Source organism: Pantoea sp. Z09, assembly GCF_022394795.1.
GTDB lineage: Bacteria > Pseudomonadota > Gammaproteobacteria > Enterobacterales > Enterobacteriaceae > Pantoea > Pantoea latae.
The window spans coordinates 1,277,692-1,295,745 of the sequence record NZ_CP092373.1 but is presented as its reverse complement, the minus strand read 5'-3'; the positions used below and the strand labels follow the sequence as shown (position 1 = coordinate 1,295,745).

Sequence of the window (18,054 nt, the reverse complement as noted above, 5' to 3'; positions counted from 1 at the left end):
GGGGATCGCTGAACGGAAACGCGGCTGCGCTAAACGCACAGAATGGCACGCAAATTACAGACGAGGCGTCAGAGCGCCTCGTCGGCGGGAATTAGCTGCTGGCCTGCGCCAGTTTCTCTCTCTCATCCGCCGTCAGCCGCAGCTGCGTGGCGCCGATCAGATCCTCCAGCTGCGCCAGCGAGGTGGCGCTGACGATGGGCGCGGTAATGCTCGGCCGGGCGATCTGCCACGCCAGCGCCACCTGGGTTGGCGTCACGCCGTGGGCGTTGGCGATCTCGTCGAGCGCGGCGAGAATCGCCAGCCCGCGCGGATTAAGGTATTTCTCCACCACCCCCTGCCCGCGCGCGCTTTTGCTCGCGTCCTCCGCGCGGCGGTATTTGCCGCTGAGAAAGCCGCTCGCCAGCGAATAGTAGTTAATCACCCCCAGCCCGTGCTGCGTCGCCACCGCCTCCAGCGCCGACTCATAGCCTGCGCGATCGTAGAGATTGTACTCTGGCTGCAGGGTGGCGTAATGGGCCAGCCCGTGCTCTTCGCTCACCTTCAGCGCCTCCTGCAGACGCGGCGCGCTGTAGTTCGAGGCGCCGATGGCGCGCACCTTGCCCTCTTTGATCAGCGAATCAAACGCGGCCAGCGTCTCCGCCAGCGGCGTGTCGCTGTCGTCGCGGTGCGCCTGATAGAGATCGATATAGTCGGTTTGCAGACGGCGCAGCGAATCCTCTACCGCCTGACGAATATACTGCGGCTTCAGGCCGGTTTTCTCCGGCGAGAGTTCCATGCCTACCTTGGTCGCCAGCACGATGCGATCGCGCTTGCCACTTTTTTTCAGCCAGTTGCCGATAATGGTTTCCGATTCGCCGCCCTGGTTGCCCGGCGCCCAGCGCGAATAGACATCGGCGGTATCGATAAACCACAGCCCTTTCTCCACCAGCGCATCCAGCAGGGAAAAAGAGTGCGCCTGATCCAGCGTCCAGCCGAACACGTTGCCGCCAAAGGTCAGCCGCGGCACCTGGATGCCGGTATCGCCGAGCTGACGGGTTTCAACCTGACTCATTATTTCCTCCTTAAACCTCTCATGGCCTGTTAGTGAGCATAGCAAAAGCCAAATCGCCGCTTTATGCGTAATTCCTCGATAAGTTTGTTCGGAGAGGGATACTTACGCCGGCCTGACAGATATCCTTAATTCCTTCAACTTCTGCCCGCTTTACGGGTCTACACTCCTCTATTTGCAGGTTGCCGTCTTTTAGCCTGCGTTTTGGGAATTTCGACACAGCTGGAGAGCAAACGATAAGATGAACCGACCTTCCTTGTTGAAAAAGAGCCTGATTGCGCTGGCGGTGATTGCCGTCGCCGCAGGCGGATATTTCTGGTGGCACCATCCCGCGCAGCCCGACACTGACACCCAAACCGACGCCCGCCCGCACCGTGGCAAAGGCGGCGGCGCGGCGCGACCGCTGGCGCCGGTTCAGGCCGCCACCGCCGAGAGCCAGAGCGTGCCGCACTTTCTTAGCGGGTTGGGGACCGTTACCGCCGCCAGTACCGTAACGGTGCGCAGCCGCGTCGACGGCGAACTGATGGCGCTGCACTTTCAGGAAGGGCAGCAGGTGCAGGCGGGTCAGCTGCTGGCGGAGATCGATCCGCGTCCCTATCAGGTGGCGCTGACCCAGGCGCAGGGCCAGCTGGCGAAGGATCAGGCGACGCTGGCGAACGCGCGGCGCGATCTGGCGCGCTTTGAGAAGCTGGCGAAAACCTCGCTGGTATCGCAGCAGGAGCTGGATACGCAGCGCTCGCTGGTGAGCGAAACCCAGGGCACAATTAAGGCGGACGAAGGCAGCGTCGCCAGCGCCCAGCTTAACCTGACCTATAGCCGCATTACCGCGCCCATCGCCGGCCGCGTCGGCCTGAAACAGGTCGACGTGGGCAACTACATTACCAGCGGCGACACCAGTGGCCTGGTGGTGATCACCCAGACCCATCCCATCGACGTGGTGTTCAGCCTGGCGGAAAACGCGCTGCCCGACATCATGCAGGCGCAAAAAAGCGGCCAGCCGCTGCTGGTCGAGGCCTGGGATCGCAGCAACCAGACGCTGCTGACCCAGGGCGCGCTGCTCAGCATCGACAACCAGATCGACGTCACCACCGGCACCATCAAAATGAAGGCGCGCTTCGACAATCAGGATGACAAACTTTTCCCCAACCAGTTCGTCAACGCGCGACTGAAGGTCAACACCCTGCAGGATGCGATCGTCATCCCCACCGCCGCGCTGCAGATGGGCAACGAGGGCCATTTCGTCTGGGTGGTGAACAGCGACAATAAAGTGAGCAAGAAGAGCGTCACCGCCGGGCTGCAGAATAGCCAGCAGGTGGTGATCAGCGCCGGGCTGAGCGCGGGCGAACGCGTGGTGACCGACGGGCTGGATCGCCTGACAGAAGGCGCCCAGGTCGAGGTGGTTGCGCCGCAGAGCACCGCGCTGAAAAGCAGCCGCGCGGCGCAGCCGGCGAAAGGAGCGCGCGAGTAATGCAGGTGATGCCTCCTGACGCCAGCGGCGGGCCGTCGCGTCAGTTTATTTTACGTCCGGTCGCCACCACGCTGTTAATGATCGCCATTCTGCTGGCGGGCATTCTCGGCTACCGTTTTCTGCCGGTGTCGGCGCTGCCGGAAGTGGACTATCCCACCATTCAGGTGGTGACGCTCTATCCCGGCGCCAGCCCGGACGTCACCACCTCCGCTATTACCGCGCCGCTTGAGCGCCAGTTCGGCCAGATGTCGGGGCTGAAGCAGATGGCGTCGCAAAGCTCCGGCGGCGCCTCGGTGATCACCCTGCAGTTCCAGCTCTCGCTGCCGCTCGACGTCGCCGAGCAGGAAGTGCAGGCCGCCATCAACGCCGCCACCAGCCTGCTGCCCAACGATCTGCCTAACCCGCCGGTCTCCAGCAAGGTGAATCCCGCCGATCCGCCGATCATGACGCTGGCGGTCACCACCAGCAGCATGCCGCTGACCCAGGTGCAGGATATGGTAGAGACGCGCGTGGCGCAGAAAATCTCCCAGGTTTCCGGCGTCGGGCTGGTGACGCTCTCCGGCGGCCAGCGTCCGGCGGTACGGGTAAAAATGAACGCGCAGGCGCTGGCGGCGCTCGGCCTGACCAGCGAGCAGGTGCGCACCGCCATCAGCAGCGCCAACGTCAACTCGGCGAAAGGCAGCCTCGACGGCCCGGAGCGCTCGATTACCCTCTCCGCCAACGATCAGATGAAGTCGGCAGAAGATTACCGCCAGCTGATTGTCAGCTATAACAACGGCGCGCCGGTGCGACTTGGCGACGTGGCTACCATTGAACAGGGCGCGGAAAATAGCTGGCTCGGCGCCTGGGCCAACCGCGAGGCCGCCATCGTGCTTAACGTGCAGCGTCAGCCGGGTGCCAATATTATCGCCACCGCCGACAATATCCGCACGCTGCTGCCCTCGCTCACCGCCTCGCTGCCGAAGTCGGTCAAGGTTCAGCTGCTGACCGACCGCACCACCAATATTCGCGCCTCGGTCACCGATACCCAGCACGAGCTGATGCTGGCCATCGGCCTGGTGGTGATGATTATTTACCTGTTTCTGCGCAACGTGCCGGCGACGATTATTCCCGCCGTCGCCGTGCCGCTGTCGCTGGTCGGCACCTTTGCCGCAATGTACTTCCTCGGCTTCTCCATCAATAACCTGACGCTGATGGCGCTGACCATCGCCACCGGCTTCGTGGTAGACGACGCCATCGTGGTGATCGAGAACATCACGCGCTATCTGGAGAAAGGCGAAAAACCGCTGGACGCGGCGCTTAAAGGCGCGGGCGAAATCGGCTTTACCATTATCTCCCTCACCTTTTCGCTGATCGCGGTGCTGATCCCGCTGCTGTTTATGGGCGATGTCATCGGCCGCCTGTTCCGCGAGTTCGCCGTCACGCTGGCGGTGGCGATCCTCATCTCCGCCGTGGTGTCGCTGACGCTGACGCCGATGATGTGCGCGCGCATGCTGAGCGCCGAGTCGCTGCGCAAGCAGAATCGCTTTTCACGTGCCAGTGAAGCCTTTTTCGAGCGGGTGATCGCCGGTTACGGCGGCTGGCTGCGCAAGGTGCTGGCGCATCCCTGGCTGACGCTGTCGGTGGCGCTCGGCACGCTGCTGCTGACGGTGCTGCTGTGGGTGCTGATCCCGAAGGGCTTTTTCCCGCAGCAGGATAACTCCATTATTCAGGGCACGCTGCAGGCGCCGCAAAGCGCCTCCTACGCCAGCATGGCGGCGCGCACGCGCGACGTCGCCTCGCTGATCATGAAAGATCCGGCGGTGCAGAGCATGACCTCTTTTGTCGGCGTCGACGGCACCAACGCCGCGCTCAACAGCGCGCGCCTGCAGATCAACCTCAAGCCGCTGAGCGAGCGCGACGACCGCATCCCACAGGTGCAGCAGCGACTACAGCAGCAGGTCAGCCAGCTTCCCGGCGTCACGCTCTGGCTGCAGCCGGTACAGGATCTCACCATCGAAACTCAGGCGAGCCGCACGCCCTATCAATTCACGCTGCAGTCCGGCTCGCTGGCGTCGCTCAGCAGCTGGGTGCCGCAGCTGCTGGATGCGCTGCGTCAGTCGCCCGCGCTGCGCGATATCAGCAGCGACTGGCAGGATCAGGGGCTGGAAGCCTACGTCAACGTCGATCGCGACAGCGCCAGCCGCCTCGGTATCAGCATGGCGGACGTCGACAACGCGCTCTATAACGCCTTCGGCCAGCGCCTGATCTCCACTATCTACACCCAGGCGAACCAGTACCGCGTGGTGCTGGAGCAGGATAACCGCGCCACGCCGGGGCTGGCGGGGCTGGAGGGCATTCGCCTCACCAGCAGCGACGGCGGCAGCGTGCCGCTGAGCGCCATCGCCAGCGTTGAGCAGCGTCACACCGCGCTGAGCGTCAACCACCTCGACCAGTTCCCGTCGGCGACCTTCTCTTTCAACGTCGCCGACGGCTATTCGCTGGGCGACGCGGTAAAGGCGGTCAGCGCGGCAGAAGCGCAGCTCGGCATGCCCGCGGAGCTGATGACCCAGTTCCAGGGCAGCACGCTGGCGTTTGAGGCAGCGCTCACCAGCACCGTCTGGCTGATCGTCGCGGCCATCGTCGCCATGTATATCGTGCTCGGCGTGCTCTATGAGAGCTTTATTCACCCCATCACCATTCTCTCGACGCTGCCCACCGCCGGCGTCGGCGCGCTGCTGGCGCTGATGCTGAGCGGCGGCGAGCTGGATATCGTTGCCATCATCGGCATTATTTTGCTGATCGGCATCGTGAAGAAGAATGCCATCATGATGATCGACTTCGCGCTGGCCGCCGAACGCGAACAGGGCATGGCGCCCTACGACGCCATCTATCAGGCGTGCCTGCTGCGCTTTCGTCCGATCCTGATGACTACGCTGGCGGCGCTGCTGGGCGCGCTGCCGCTGATGCTCAGCAGCGGCGTCGGCGCGGAGCTGCGCCATCCGCTCGGCATCGCAATGGTGGGCGGGCTGATCCTCAGCCAGGTGCTGACGCTGTTCACCACGCCGGTGATCTATCTGCTGTTCGACCGCCTGGGACGCGCCGCGCGGCGCCGCTTTAGCGGCCGGGAGGCGGAGCAGTGAGATTTTTTGCGCTGTTTATTCACCGCCCGGTGGCCACCACCCTGCTCACCCTCGCCATCGCGCTGGCGGGCGTGCTCGGCTTTCGCCTGCTGCCGGTGGCGCCGCTGCCGCAGGTGGACTTTCCGGTGATTGTAATTTCCGCCTCACTGCCGGGCGCATCGCCGGAGATTATGGCGTCGTCGGTGGCGACGCCGCTGGAGCGTTCGCTGGGGCGCATCGCCGGCGTCAGCGAGATGACCTCCACCAGCTCGCTCGGCAGCACGCGCATTATCCTGGTGCTCGACTTCGACCGCGACATCAACGGCGCGGCGCGCGACGTGCAGGCGGCGATCAACGCGGCGCAGAGCCTGCTGCCGACCGGGATGCCGAGCCGCCCGACATACCGCAAGGTCAACCCGTCGGACGCGCCGATTATGATCATGACGCTGACCTCGGATATCTATAATCCGGGCCAGCTCTATGACTACGCCTCGACCCAGCTGGCGCAGAAGCTGTCGCAGATCGAAGGCGTCGGCGACGTCACGGTCGGCGGCAGCTCGCTGCCCGCGGTGCGCGTCGCGCTGAATCCGCAGGCGCTGTTCAATCAGGGCGTCTCGCTGGACGCGGTGCGCGAGGCGATCGCCAACGCCAACCAGCGTCGGCCGCAGGGCGCGCTGGAAGATCCTCAGCAGCGCTGGCAGCTGCGCACCAACGACGAGCTGAAAACCGCCAGCGACTACGCGCCGCTGGTGGTGCACTACAGCAACGGCGCGGCGGTAAAGCTGGCCGACGTTGCCAGCGTGCAGGATTCGGTGCAGGACGTGCGCAACGCCGGGATGGCGGACGGCAAGCCCGCAGTGCTGCTGCTGGTGCGTAAAACCCCGGAGGCGAACGTGATCGACACCGTGGATCGCATTCGCGCCGAGCTGCCAACGCTGCACCAGACCATTCCCGCCGCCATCGATCTGCAGATCGCGCAGGACCGCTCGCCGACCATTCGCGCCTCGCTGCATGAAGTGGAGCAGTCGCTGACCATCGCCGTGGCGCTGGTGATTATGGTGGTGTTCGTTTTCCTGCGCTCCGCCCGCGCTACGCTGATCCCCGCCGCCGCCGTGCCGGTGTCGCTGATCGGCACCTTCGCCGCCATGTATCTGTGCGGCTTTAGCCTGAATAACCTGTCGCTGATGGCGCTGACCATCGCCACCGGTTTCGTGGTGGATGACGCCATCGTGGTGCTGGAGAATATCGCGCGCCACGTCGAGGCGGGCATGAAACCGTTACAGGCGGCGCTGACCGGCGTGCGCGAAGTGGGCTTTACCGTGCTGTCGATGAGCCTGTCGCTGATCGCCGTATTTTTGCCACTGCTGATGACCGGCGGGCTGATTGGACGCTTCTTCTCAGAGTTCGCCATTACGCTGTCGGTGGCGATCGCCATCTCGATGGTGGTTTCCCTTACCCTGACGCCGATGATGTGCGCCTATTTGCTGAAGCCGCACGCGCCGCACAGCCAGCCGCGTCGGCGCGGCGCCGGCCGGATGCTGCTGGCGATCCAGCAGGGATACGGCCGCTCGCTGGGCTGGGTGCTGAACCATGCGCGCTGGGTGCTGCTGCTGCTGTTCGCCACCGTTGCGCTGACCGTCTGGCTGTTTATCCAGGTGCCGAAAACCTTTATGCCGGAACAGGATACCGGCCGCCTCTCCGGCTCGATCTCCGCCGATCAGAGCATCTCTTTTCAGGCGATGCGGCAGAAGCTGCAAGATTTTATGGTGATCGTGAAAGCCGATCCGGCGGTCGAAAGCGTTGTCGGCTTTACCGGCGGGATGCGCACCAACAGCGGCTCGATGTTTATTTCGCTGAAGCCGCTTTCGGAACGCAGCGAGAACGCGCAGGCGGTGATCGCCCGGCTGCGCGCGAAGCTGGCGAAAGAGCCAGGCGCAAATCTCTATCTCAACGCGGTGCAGGATCTGCGCGCCGGCGGCCGCGAGTCGAACGCCAGCTATCAGTATTCGCTGCTCTCCGACGATCTCGCCGCGCTGCGCGAATGGGAGCCGAAAATCCGCCAGGCCTTCTCGGCGCTGCCGCAGCTGGCGGACGTCAACTCCGATCAGCAGGATAAAGGCAGCGAGATGGCGTTGATCTACGACCGCGAGAGCATGTCGCGCCTCGGCATCGACGTCTCCGAGGCGAACGCCCTGCTGAACAACGCCTTCGGCCAGCGGCAGATCTCCACCATCTATCAGCCGCTGAATCAGTACAAAGTGGTGATGGAGGTCGACCCGCGCTACACCCAGGATATTAGCGCGCTGGATCAGATGTTCGTGATTAACGGCGACGGCAAGCCGATCCCGCTGGCGTGGTTCGCCCGCTGGCAGCCCGCCAACGCGCCGCTGTCGGTTAACCATGAGGGACTTTCCGCCGCCTCGACCATCTCCTTCAACCTGCCGGAAGGGGTGTCGCTGTCGGAAGCCTCAGCGGCCATCGACCGCACCATGACCGCCATCGGCGTGCCCTCCAGCGTGCGCGGCAGCTTCGCCGGCACCGCGCAGGTGTTTGAGCAGTCGCAGAGCAGCCAGCTGTGGCTGATGCTGGCCGCCATCGCCGCCGTCTATATCGTGCTGGGGATCCTCTACGAGAGCTATGTTCATCCGCTGACCATTCTCTCGACGCTGCCCTCGGCCGGGGTCGGCGCGCTGCTGGCGCTGACGCTGTTCAATACGCCTTTCAGCCTGATCGCCCTGATCGGCATTCTGCTGCTGATCGGCATCGTGAAGAAGAACGCCATCATGATGGTGGATTTTGCCCTCGACGCGCAGCGCAGCGGCAACCTGAGCGCGCGCGACGCTATTTTCCAGGCCTGCCTGCTGCGCTTTCGCCCGATACTGATGACCACGCTCGCCGCGCTGTTCGGCGCGCTGCCGCTGGTGATCACCAGCGGCGACGGCGCGGAGCTGCGTCAGCCGCTCGGCATTACCATCGCTGGCGGACTGATTATGAGCCAGCTGCTGACGCTCTACACTACGCCGGTGGTTTATCTCTATATGGATAAGCTGCGGAGCAGGCAAAACCGTCGTGAACTGGCGCGCGAGTAGTTGCTCTATACTTTTGCTATAGAGCATAATGCGCAATGATTAACCCGCGTTTAAAGAGGACGTTTTATGTCGCAAGGCACTATTTTTACCAGCAATCGCACGCAAAACGTACGTATTCCCGCCGATGTGCGTTTTCCGGAAAACGTGAAAAACGTGACCGTCCGGGCGGTGGGCAATGAACGCATTATCGCGCCGGTCGAGCATGCCTGGGACAGTTTTTTCCTGAGCGAACAGTGCGTCAGCGACGACTTTCTGTCAGAGCGAACCACGCCGCCAGCTGATGAACGGGAAGCGTTGTGATGCATCGTTATATGCTGGACACCAACATTGTTATCTATGTGATAAAGCGGCGGCCCATAGAGATGCTGAGCAAGTTCAACGCGCAACTGGGGCGCATGGTGATCTCCTCCATTACGCTGGCGGAACTCTATTACGGCGCCGAGAAAAGCCAGTTCCCCGATCGCAATCTGCGCGTCGTTGAGGATTTCGTGTCTCGTCTCGACGTGCTGAGCTATGACGCCAGAGCTGCCTTTCACTACGGCGCCATTCGCGCCGATCTTGAGCGTAAAGGGACACCAGTCGGGGCGAACGATCTGCATATCGCCGCGCATGCGCGCAGCATGGGCCTGACGCTGGTGTCAAATAACCTACGCGAATTCAATCGGGTGGAAGGTTTGCTCAGCGAAAACTGGCTTTAAGCAGGAGAGTGTTGATGAACGCCCAAAACGCCACGGTTCGCTGGCAGCTGTGGATTGTCGCCTTCGGCTTCTTTATGCAGACGCTGGACACCACCATCGTCAACACCGCCATCCCCGCGATGGCGCATGACCTGGGCGTCAGCCCGCTGCATATGCATTCGGTGATCGTCTCCTACGTGCTGACGGTGGCGGTGACCCTGCCGGTCAGCGGCTGGCTGGCGGACCGCTTCGGCGTGCGCAATATCTTTTTTAGCGCCATCGTGCTGTTCAGCGTCGGTTCGCTGCTGTGCGCCCTCTCTTCGACGCTGGATCAGCTGGTGATGGCGCGCGTGGTGCAGGGCATCGGCGGCGCGATGATGGTGCCGGTCGGGCGCCTGACGGTGATGAAAATCGTGCCGCGCGAGCAGTATATGTCGGCGATGACCTTCGTCACCCTGCCCGGGCAGATTGGCCCGCTGGTCGGCCCGGCGCTGGGCGGCGTGCTGGTGGAGTACGCCAGCTGGCACTGGATCTTCCTGATCAATATTCCCGTCGGCATCGTCGGCGCCATCGCCACCCTCACGCTGATGCCCAACTACTCGATGCAGACGCGGCGCTTCGATTTTATCGGCTTCTTGCTGCTGGCCGCCGGCATGGCGACGCTGACCCTGGCGCTCGACGGTCAGCGCAGCAGCGGCGGCTCGTCGCTGCTGCTGGGCGCAATGATCCTGATCGGCGTCTTTTCGCTGCTGTTCTACCTGCTACACGCGCGCCGCAACGACAACGCGCTGTTCAGCCTGAAGCTGTTCGACAACCGCCTCTACTCTATCGGCCTGCTCGGCAGCTTTTTGGGCCGTATCGGCAGCGGCATGCTGCCCTTTATGACGCCGATTTTTCTGCAGGTCGGCATGGGCTTTACGCCGTTTCACGCCGGGCTGATGATGATCCCGATGGTGCTCGGCAATATGGGCATCAAGCGCGTGGTGGTGCGCATCGTCAACCTGTTCGGCTACCGTAATGCGCTGGTCGGCACCACGCTGGCGCTCGCCGTGGTGGTGCTGCTCTTTCCGCTGGTGGCGCTGCTTGGCTGGCTGTGGCTGCTGCCGCTGGTGCTGCTGATGCAGGGCATGGTGAACGCGCTGCGCTTCTCGTCGATGAACACCCTGACGCTGAAAGATCTGCCCGACGCGCTCGCCTCCAGCGGCAACAGCCTGCTGTCGATGATTATGCAGCTGTCGATGAGCATCGGCGTCACTATCGCCGGCCTGCTGCTCGGCGCGTTCGGCCAGGACGCACTGGGCAGCAGCGACAACACCCACAGTATGTTCGTTATCGCCTACGCCTGCATGGCGCTGATTATCGCGCTGCCCGCGCTGGTGTTCTGGCGCGTGCCGAAGGAAACCAGTCAAAACGTCGATCTGCGACGCCGGAGAAAATCATGAAGTCCCCGTTGCGCCTGGGCATCAGCGCCAAACTCTTTTTAGCCATTTTTTCCACCTGCATGCTGGTACTGATCACCATGCACTGGGGCGTGCGTCTCAGCTTCGAGCACGGTTTCGTTGACTATATCAAGCGCGGCAACGAGCAGCGGCTCGCCATGCTTGGCGACGCGCTGGCCGATCAGTATGAACAGCACGGCAACTGGGATTTCCTGCGCCATAACGATCGGCTGGTGTTCACCATGCTGCGCTCGCTGGAGCAGAATCCCGACAGCAATAATCAGCTGCCGCCGCACGGCTGGCGCACCCAGTTCTGGATTATTGACCAGCAGTATAAGGTGCTGGTGGGGCCGCGTGCGCCGGTGCCGCCGGAGGGCTCGCGGCGCAATATCACCACCAGCAACGGCAAAATCGTCGGCTGGGTGGTGGGGTCGCCGCCGGAGCGGCTGACGCGCAGCACCGATATCAATTTCGATCACCAGCAGAAGCGCACCAGCTGGCTGATTGTCGGCCTGTCGACGCTGCTGGCGGCGCTGGTCACCTGGCTGATGTCGCGCGGCCTGCTGGCGCCGGTCAAGCGGCTGGTGGCGGGCACGCACCATCTGGCGGCGGGGAATTTCGCCACCCGCGTCGAGGTCGGCAGCTATGACGAGCTGGGCCAGCTGGCGCAGGACTTTAACCGCCTCGCCAGCTCGCTGGAGAAGAACGAAAGCATGCGCCGCGCCTTTATGGCCGACATCTCTCACGAGCTGCGCACCCCGCTGGCGATCATGCGCGGCGAGCTGGAGGCGATGCAGGATGGCGTGCGCAAGCTGACGCCGGAGGCGATCGGCTCGCTGCAGAGCGAAGTGGGCGTGCTGAGCAAGCTGGTGGACGATCTGCATCAGCTCTCGCTCTCCGACGAAGGCGCCCTCGCCTACCGCAAACAGGCCACCGATCTGGTGCAGCTGCTGGAAGTCACCGCCGGCAGCTTTAACGAACGCTATCGCAGCCACGGGCTGACGCTCGCGCTGCAGCTGCCGGACGAAGCGCCCTTCTTCGGCGATCCCGGCCGTCTGATGCAGCTGTTCACTAACCTGCTGGAAAACAGCCTGCGCTACACCGACGCGCCGGGTCAGGTCGAGGTGCGGCTCTGGTATGAGGCGCCTTACTGGCAGCTGAGCGTGTCCGACAGCGCGCCGGGCGTGGACGCGCAGCAGCAGGCGCAGATTTTCGAGCGCTTTTTCCGCACCGAAGGGTCGCGCAATCGCGCCAGCGGCGGTTCGGGGCTGGGGCTGGCGATCTGCAAAAACATCGTTGACGCGCACGGCGGCCATATCGCTGCGGAGCACTCTGATTTAGGTGGACTGAAAATCGCGCTACAATTGCGCTATGTTCCCCAGCCGTGACTGACGATGATCCCCGAAAAAACCGACCCGCTGATTCTGGTAGTGGAAGATGAGCCGAAGCTGGCGCAGCTGATGATCGACTATCTGGAAGCCTCTAACTACCGAACCCACCATATCGCCCACGGCAGCGAGGTGCTGCCTTTCGTCCAGCAGACGCCGCCCGATCTGATGCTGCTGGATCTGATGCTGCCCGGCAGCGACGGCCTGACGCTGTGCCGCGAAATTCGCCGCTTCTCCGACCTGCCGATCATTATGGTGACGGCGCGCACCGAGGAGATCGATCGCCTGCTTGGGCTGGAGATCGGCGCGGATGACTATATCTGTAAGCCCTTTAGCCCGCGCGAAGTGGTGGCGCGGGTAAAAACCATTCTGCGCCGCGTGAAGCGCGCGCCGGAAGAGCCCGGCAAGGCGTCGCTGCTCAAGGTTGACGAAGGCCGCTTCCAGGCGAGCTGGCGCGACCAGCCGCTGGAGCTGACGCCCGCCGAGTTCCGGCTGCTGAAAACCCTGGCGCTGGAGCCGGGAAAAGTCTTTTCGCGCGAGCAGCTGCTCAACCATCTGTACGACGACTACCGCGTCGTCACCGACCGCACCATCGACAGCCATATTAAAAATCTGCGCCGCAAGCTGGAAAATCTCGACGCCGACCAGCCGTTTATCCGTGCCGTCTACGGCATGGGCTACCGCTGGGAAGCGGATCTGTGCCAGTTGATCTAGATCAATTGACTTAGCCTCGCCGCCGCCTACAATTCCGCACCTTTTGCCGGGCCGTCTCATTGACGGCTGCTGCACGTGCCGCGCCAGGCGGCATGCTGACCTGACATCAGTGAGACGATCATGAAACCCGAACTGCTTTCTCCCGCGGGAACGCTGAAGAATATGCGCTACGCCTTCGCCTACGGCGCGGACGCGGTCTATGCCGGCCAGCCGCGCTACAGCCTGCGCGTACGCAACAACGAATTTACCCACGACAACCTTGCCAAAGGCATCAATGAAGCGCACGCGCTGGGCAAGAAGTTCTACGTGGTGGTCAATATCGCGCCGCATAACGCCAAGCTGAAAACCTTTATTCGCGACCTGACGCCGGTGGTGGAGATGCAGCCGGACGCGCTGATCATGTCCGATCCCGGCTTGATCATGCTGGTGCGCGACGCCTTTCCGCAGATGCCGATCCACCTGTCCGTACAGGCCAATGCGGTCAACTGGGCGACGGTGAAGTTCTGGCAGCAGATGGGGCTGACGCGCGTGATCCTGTCGCGCGAGCTGTCGCTGGAGGAGATCGCCGAGATCCGCCAGCAGGTGCCGGAGATGGAAATTGAAATCTTCGTGCACGGCGCGCTCTGCATGGCCTACTCCGGCCGCTGCCTGCTTTCCGGCTATATGAACAAGCGCGACCCCAATCAGGGCACCTGCACCAACGCCTGCCGCTGGGAATATAAGGTCGAGGAAGGCAAGCAGGACGAGGTAGGCAATATCGTCGAGGTGCAGCAGGTAACGCCGACGCTGGGACTGGGCCAGCCCACCGACAAGGTTTTTCTGCTGGAAGAGAAGATGAAGCCGGGCGAGGTGATGAGCGCATTTGAAGATGAGCACGGCACCTACATCATGAACTCGAAGGATCTGCGCGCGGTGGCGCACGTTGAGCGCCTGAGCGAGATGGGCGTCCATTCGCTGAAGATCGAAGGCCGCACCAAATCCTTCTACTACTGCGCGCGCACGGCGCAGGTCTACCGCCGCGCCATTGACGACGCCGCCGCCGGAAAACCCTTCGATCCTGAACTGCTCGTCACGCTGGAAGGGCTGGCGCATCGCGGCTATACCGAAGGCTTTTTACGCCGCCACACCCACGACAGCTATCAGAACTACGCGCAGGGCTATTCGATTTCAGAACGTCAGCAGTTTGTCGGCGAATTCACCGGCGAGCGGCGCGGCGACTGGGCGGAGGTGGCGGTGAAGAATAAGTTTCTGCGCGGCGACAGCCTGGAGATCATGACGCCGAACGGCAACCTTAACTGCACGCTGGAGGCGCTGCAGGACGCGCGCGGCGCGGCGATTGAGGTAGCGCCTGGCGACGGTCATCGCGTCTGGATGCCGGTGCCTGCGGACGTCGAGCTGGGGTTCGCCCTGCTGCTGCGCAACTTCACCGACGGCAGCAGCACGCGCGATCCCCATAACAAATTACTCACGTCCTGAAATTAAACCGGCGAAGTTAGAACAGGATCACAGACCGCTACGGCGCGCTCCTTTATAGTCGCGCCTGCTGCGAACGAGTAACAATAAATAGCTGTTGTATCAGGAACCACCTCATTCACCCGCCCGGCTCCCCCGTGCGGGTTTTCTTTTTTCCGCTTTTCTCCCGTAAATTTTCCCGCCTGACTATGCTATAAGCAGAAATCTTTGTGGGTTTTCAAGGAACGGACAATGGTAAAACAACCGCTTACTCTACTCATTCTGAATGGCAAAGGGGCAGGCAACGAGGATTTGCGCGCGGCGATCGCCACGCTGCGCGACGAAGGGTTCGATATCGCCGTGCGCGTCACCTGGGAGAAAGGCGACGGCGAGCGCTACCTTGAAGAGGCGATCCGGCTGGGCGCCGAGACCGTGGTCGCCGGCGGCGGCGACGGCACCATTAACGAGATCGCCACCGCGCTGGCCGCGATTGCGGCGGATCAGCGGCCGGTGCTGGGCATTCTGCCGCTCGGTACCGCCAACGATTTCGCCACCAGCGTTGGCATTCCCGCCGAGATGGAGCCCGCGCTGCGCCTCGCGGTGCAGGGCAAGGCGCATGTTATCGATCTGGCGCGGGTTAATCAGGATCGCTATTTCATCAATATGGCGACCGGCGGCTTCGGCACGCGTATCACCACCGAAACGCCGGAGAAGCTGAAGTCCGCGCTGGGCGGCGTCTCCTATTTTATTCACGGCCTGATGCGCATGGACACGCTAAAGCCCGACAGCTGCGAGATTTCCGGCCCCGGCTTTCAGTGGCAGGGCGACGCGCTGGCGATCGGCGTCGGCAACGGCCGTCAGGCAGGCGGCGGCCAGCGCCTGTGTCCGTCGGCGCTGATCAATGACGGCCAGCTCGATCTGAGCATCGTCACCGCGCAGGAGCTGCTGCCGACCCTGCTGCACTCCCTGACCAGCAACGATGAGAACCCCAATATTGTTACCGCTAAGCTGACCTCGCTGCGCATCGTTTCGCCGAATGAGATGACCTTTAATCTGGACGGCGAGCCGCTCTCCGGCCGCGAATTTGACATCGAGGTGATGCCCGGCGCGCTGAGCTGCCGCCTGCCGCCGCAGTGCGCGTTGTTAGCCTGAGGGTGCGTTTCGGCTTGTAAGATAAACGTTAAAACGCGGGCGGTCTGGCTTGCGTTTTAACGTTTATGCAGCCTGTAACAGCAAATTGGCATTGATTTTTTACGCCAGCCAGACCAGACAATTCTCTCTGTGATTGCCTTCACAACTCTGCAACCTCAGCTTGTATGGTAGTATAAATGCGCGTACTTTTTCAGCATTGATTGCTGAATGAAGGCCACGAGAGATGAAAATTGTTAACGCTGAAGTCTTTGTCACCTGCGCAGGCAGAAACTTCGTTACGCTGAAGATCACCACCGATGACGGCATCACCGGCATCGGCGACGCCACGCTCAACGGCCGCGAGCTGCCGGTCGCCTCCTACCTGAAAGATCACGTTTGTCCGCAGCTGATCGGCCGCGACGCGCATCAGATCGAAGATATCTGGCAGTACTTCTATAAAGGCGCCTACTGGCGTCGCGGGCCGGTCACCATGTCGGCGATCTCTGCGGTCGATATGGCGCTGTGGGATATCAAAGGCAAAGCGGCCAATATGCCGCTCTATCAGCTGCTGGGCGGCGCTTCGCGCACTGGCGTGATGGTTTACTGTCACACCACCGGCCACACCATCGATGAGGTGATGGACGACTACGCGAAGCACAAAGAGATGGGCTTCAAGGCGATCCGCGCCCAGTGCGGCGTGCCGGGCATGAAAACCACCTACGGCATGGCGAAAGGCAAAGGCCTGGCCTATGAGCCTGCTACCAAAGGCGACTGGCCGGAAGAGCAGCTCTGGTCCACCGAGAAGTACCTCGACTTTACGCCAAAGCTGTTTGCCGCCATCCGCGACAAATTCGGCTTCGACGAACATCTGCTGCACGATATGCATCACCGCCTGACGCCGATCGAAGCTGCGCGCTTCGGCAAGAGCGTCGAAGATTACCGCCTGTTCTGGATGGAGGATCCCACGCCTGCCGAGAACCAGGAATGCTTCCGCCTGATCCGCCAGCATACCGTGACGCCGATTGCCGTCGGCGAGGTGTTCAACAGCATCTGGGACTGCAAGCAGCTGATTGAAGAGCAGCTGATCGACTATATTCGCACCACTATCACCCACGCTGGCGGTATTACCGGCATGCGCCGCATCGCCGATTTCGCCTCGCTCTATCAGGTGCGCACCGGCTCGCACGGCCCGTCCGATCTTTCGCCGGTCTGCATGGCAGCGGCGCTGCACTTCGACCTCTGGGTACCGAACTTTGGCGTGCAGGAGTATATGGGCTTCTCCGAGCAGATGATGGAGCTGTTCAACGCCAGCTGGACCTTTGAAGATGGCTATATGCATCCGGGCGACAAGCCGGGCCTGGGTATCGAGTTCAACGAGAAGCTGGCGGCGAAATATCCCTACGAACCCGCCTATTTGCCGGTGGCCCGTCTGGAAGACGGCACGCTGTGGAACTGGTAAGGAGCGCATGATGAAAAGTGTTGTGATTGAACAACCCGGCGAACTGGTGCTGGCGGAACGTCCTCTGCCGACGCCCGCAGCGGGCGAGGTGCGCGTCAAGGTGAAATACGCCAGCATCTGCGGATCCGACGTGCATATCTGGCACGGCCACAACCCCTTCGCGAAATATCCGCGCGTGATCGGCCATGAATTTTTCGGCGTGATTGACGCGGTGGGCGATGGCGTCGACGCCGGCCGCATCGGCGAACGGGTGGCGGTCGATCCCGTGGTCAGCTGCGGCCACTGCTATCCCTGCTCGGTGGGCCGTCCCAACGTCTGCACCCAGCTGAGCGTTATCGGCGTGCACCGCGACGGCGGCTTTAGCGAGTACGCGGTCGCGCCGGCCGGCAACGCCTACCGGCTGCCCGAGACCATTCCCGACAAGCTCGCCAGCATGGTGGAGCCGTTCACCATCGCCGCTAACATCACCGCCTTCCTCCAGCCGCAGCCGCAGGATGTGGCGCTGATCTACGGCGCCGGTCCGATGGGCCTGACGGCGATCCAGGTGTTAAAAGGCGTCTATAAGGTGGCGCAGGTGCTGGTGGTAGATCGTCTGCCGGAGCGCCTTGAACTGGCGCTGGCCAACGGCGCGGACCGCGTCTTTAACAACGCCGAGGTGCCGCTGGCGGCGCAGCTGGAAGGATTGCAGCCGACGCTGATTATCGACGCCGCCTGCCATCCTTCAATTCTGGCGGAGGCGGCGGCGCTCGCCTCGCCCGCCGCGCGCATCGGCCTGCTTGGCTTTTCCGGCGAGCCGTGCAGCATCACGCAACAAAGCCTGACCAGCAAAGAGCTGTCGCTGTTCACCTCTCGTCTTAACAGCCATCGCTTCCCGCAGGTGATTGCATGGATGGAAGCGGGACTGATCCAGCCGGAAAAACTGGTTACGCACTACTTTTCGCTTGGCGAAATCGAACGCGCCATGACGCTGTTCGAAAAAGACCCCCGAACCTGCTGTAAGGTCGTGTTAGCGATGCAGTAACCTTGCCTCACCGGGGATTCAGCCGGCAGCGCGCTGCCGGCGACACCACTATAAAAAAGCGTTGGAG

At 62.5% G+C, this 18,054-nt stretch carries 13 protein-coding genes; 12 read left to right on the top strand and 1 reads right to left on the bottom strand.

Features of this window, described 5'->3' with window-relative positions:
• Positions 1–91 precede the first annotated feature (91 nt).
• The gene (locus MC269_RS06190) at positions 92–1,051 is read right to left on the bottom strand and encodes an aldo/keto reductase (RefSeq protein WP_239954458.1); all 960 of its coding nucleotides are present in this window, start codon (positions 1,049–1,051) and stop codon (positions 92–94) included.
• Between the two features lie 238 nt (positions 1,052–1,289).
• Here MC269_RS06190 and MC269_RS06185 point away from each other — a divergent pair, with 238 nt between their 5' ends.
• From MC269_RS06185 to MC269_RS06130, 12 genes are all read left to right on the top strand, one after another.
• Entirely contained in the window at positions 1,290–2,516 is a 1,227-nt protein-coding gene (locus tag MC269_RS06185) for an MdtA/MuxA family multidrug efflux RND transporter periplasmic adaptor subunit (RefSeq protein WP_239954456.1), read from the top strand.
• On the top strand, positions 2,516–5,638 hold the full coding sequence (locus MC269_RS06180) for an MdtB/MuxB family multidrug efflux RND transporter permease subunit (protein ID WP_239954454.1): 3,123 nt from the start codon (positions 2,516–2,518) through the stop codon (positions 5,636–5,638). The genes MC269_RS06185 and MC269_RS06180 overlap by 1 nt, the downstream gene beginning before the upstream one ends.
• Entirely contained in the window at positions 5,635–8,706 is a 3,072-nt protein-coding gene (mdtC, locus tag MC269_RS06175; protein WP_239954452.1) for a multidrug efflux RND transporter permease subunit MdtC, read from the top strand. Before MC269_RS06180 ends, mdtC begins: the two co-directional genes overlap by 4 nt.
• Positions 8,707–8,772: 66 nt before the next feature.
• Positions 8,773–9,006 (top strand): type II toxin-antitoxin system VapB family antitoxin, encoded by a 234-nt coding sequence (gene vapB / locus MC269_RS06170; protein ID WP_239954451.1) that lies wholly within the window; start codon positions 8,773–8,775, stop codon positions 9,004–9,006.
• Positions 9,006–9,404 (top strand): type II toxin-antitoxin system VapC family toxin, encoded by a 399-nt coding sequence (locus tag MC269_RS06165; protein ID WP_239955079.1) that lies wholly within the window; start codon positions 9,006–9,008, stop codon positions 9,402–9,404. The genes vapB and MC269_RS06165 overlap by 1 nt, the downstream gene beginning before the upstream one ends.
• 14 nt (positions 9,405–9,418) lie before the next feature.
• A complete protein-coding gene (mdtD, locus tag MC269_RS06160; protein WP_239954450.1) occupies positions 9,419–10,825 on the top strand; it encodes a multidrug transporter subunit MdtD in 1,407 nt (468 codons plus the stop codon).
• Positions 10,822–12,210, top strand: coding sequence for a two-component system sensor histidine kinase BaeS (baeS, locus tag MC269_RS06155; protein ID WP_239954449.1), 1,389 nt, complete (start codon positions 10,822–10,824; stop codon positions 12,208–12,210). The genes mdtD and baeS overlap by 4 nt, the downstream gene beginning before the upstream one ends.
• Positions 12,211–12,216: 6 nt before the next feature.
• Complete coding sequence (gene baeR, locus MC269_RS06150) at positions 12,217–12,924, top strand: two-component system response regulator BaeR (RefSeq protein ID WP_239954448.1); 708 nt, start codon at positions 12,217–12,219, stop codon at positions 12,922–12,924.
• Positions 12,925–13,041: 117 nt separating this feature from the next.
• Positions 13,042–14,400, top strand: a complete 1,359-nt coding sequence (gene yegQ / locus MC269_RS06145) for a tRNA 5-hydroxyuridine modification protein YegQ (RefSeq protein WP_239955078.1) — start codon at positions 13,042–13,044, stop codon at positions 14,398–14,400.
• Between the two features lie 228 nt (positions 14,401–14,628).
• Positions 14,629–15,528, top strand: coding sequence for a lipid kinase YegS (gene yegS, locus MC269_RS06140; RefSeq protein ID WP_239954447.1), 900 nt, complete (start codon positions 14,629–14,631; stop codon positions 15,526–15,528).
• Between the two features lie 223 nt (positions 15,529–15,751).
• Positions 15,752–16,966: a D-mannonate dehydratase ManD gene (manD, locus tag MC269_RS06135; RefSeq protein ID WP_239954446.1), complete on the top strand. Its 1,215-nt coding sequence runs from the start codon at positions 15,752–15,754 to the stop codon at positions 16,964–16,966.
• Between the two features lie 10 nt (positions 16,967–16,976).
• Positions 16,977–17,987: a Zn-dependent oxidoreductase gene (locus tag MC269_RS06130; RefSeq protein WP_239955077.1), complete on the top strand. Its 1,011-nt coding sequence runs from the start codon at positions 16,977–16,979 to the stop codon at positions 17,985–17,987.
• Positions 17,988–18,054: the final 67 nt, after the last annotated feature.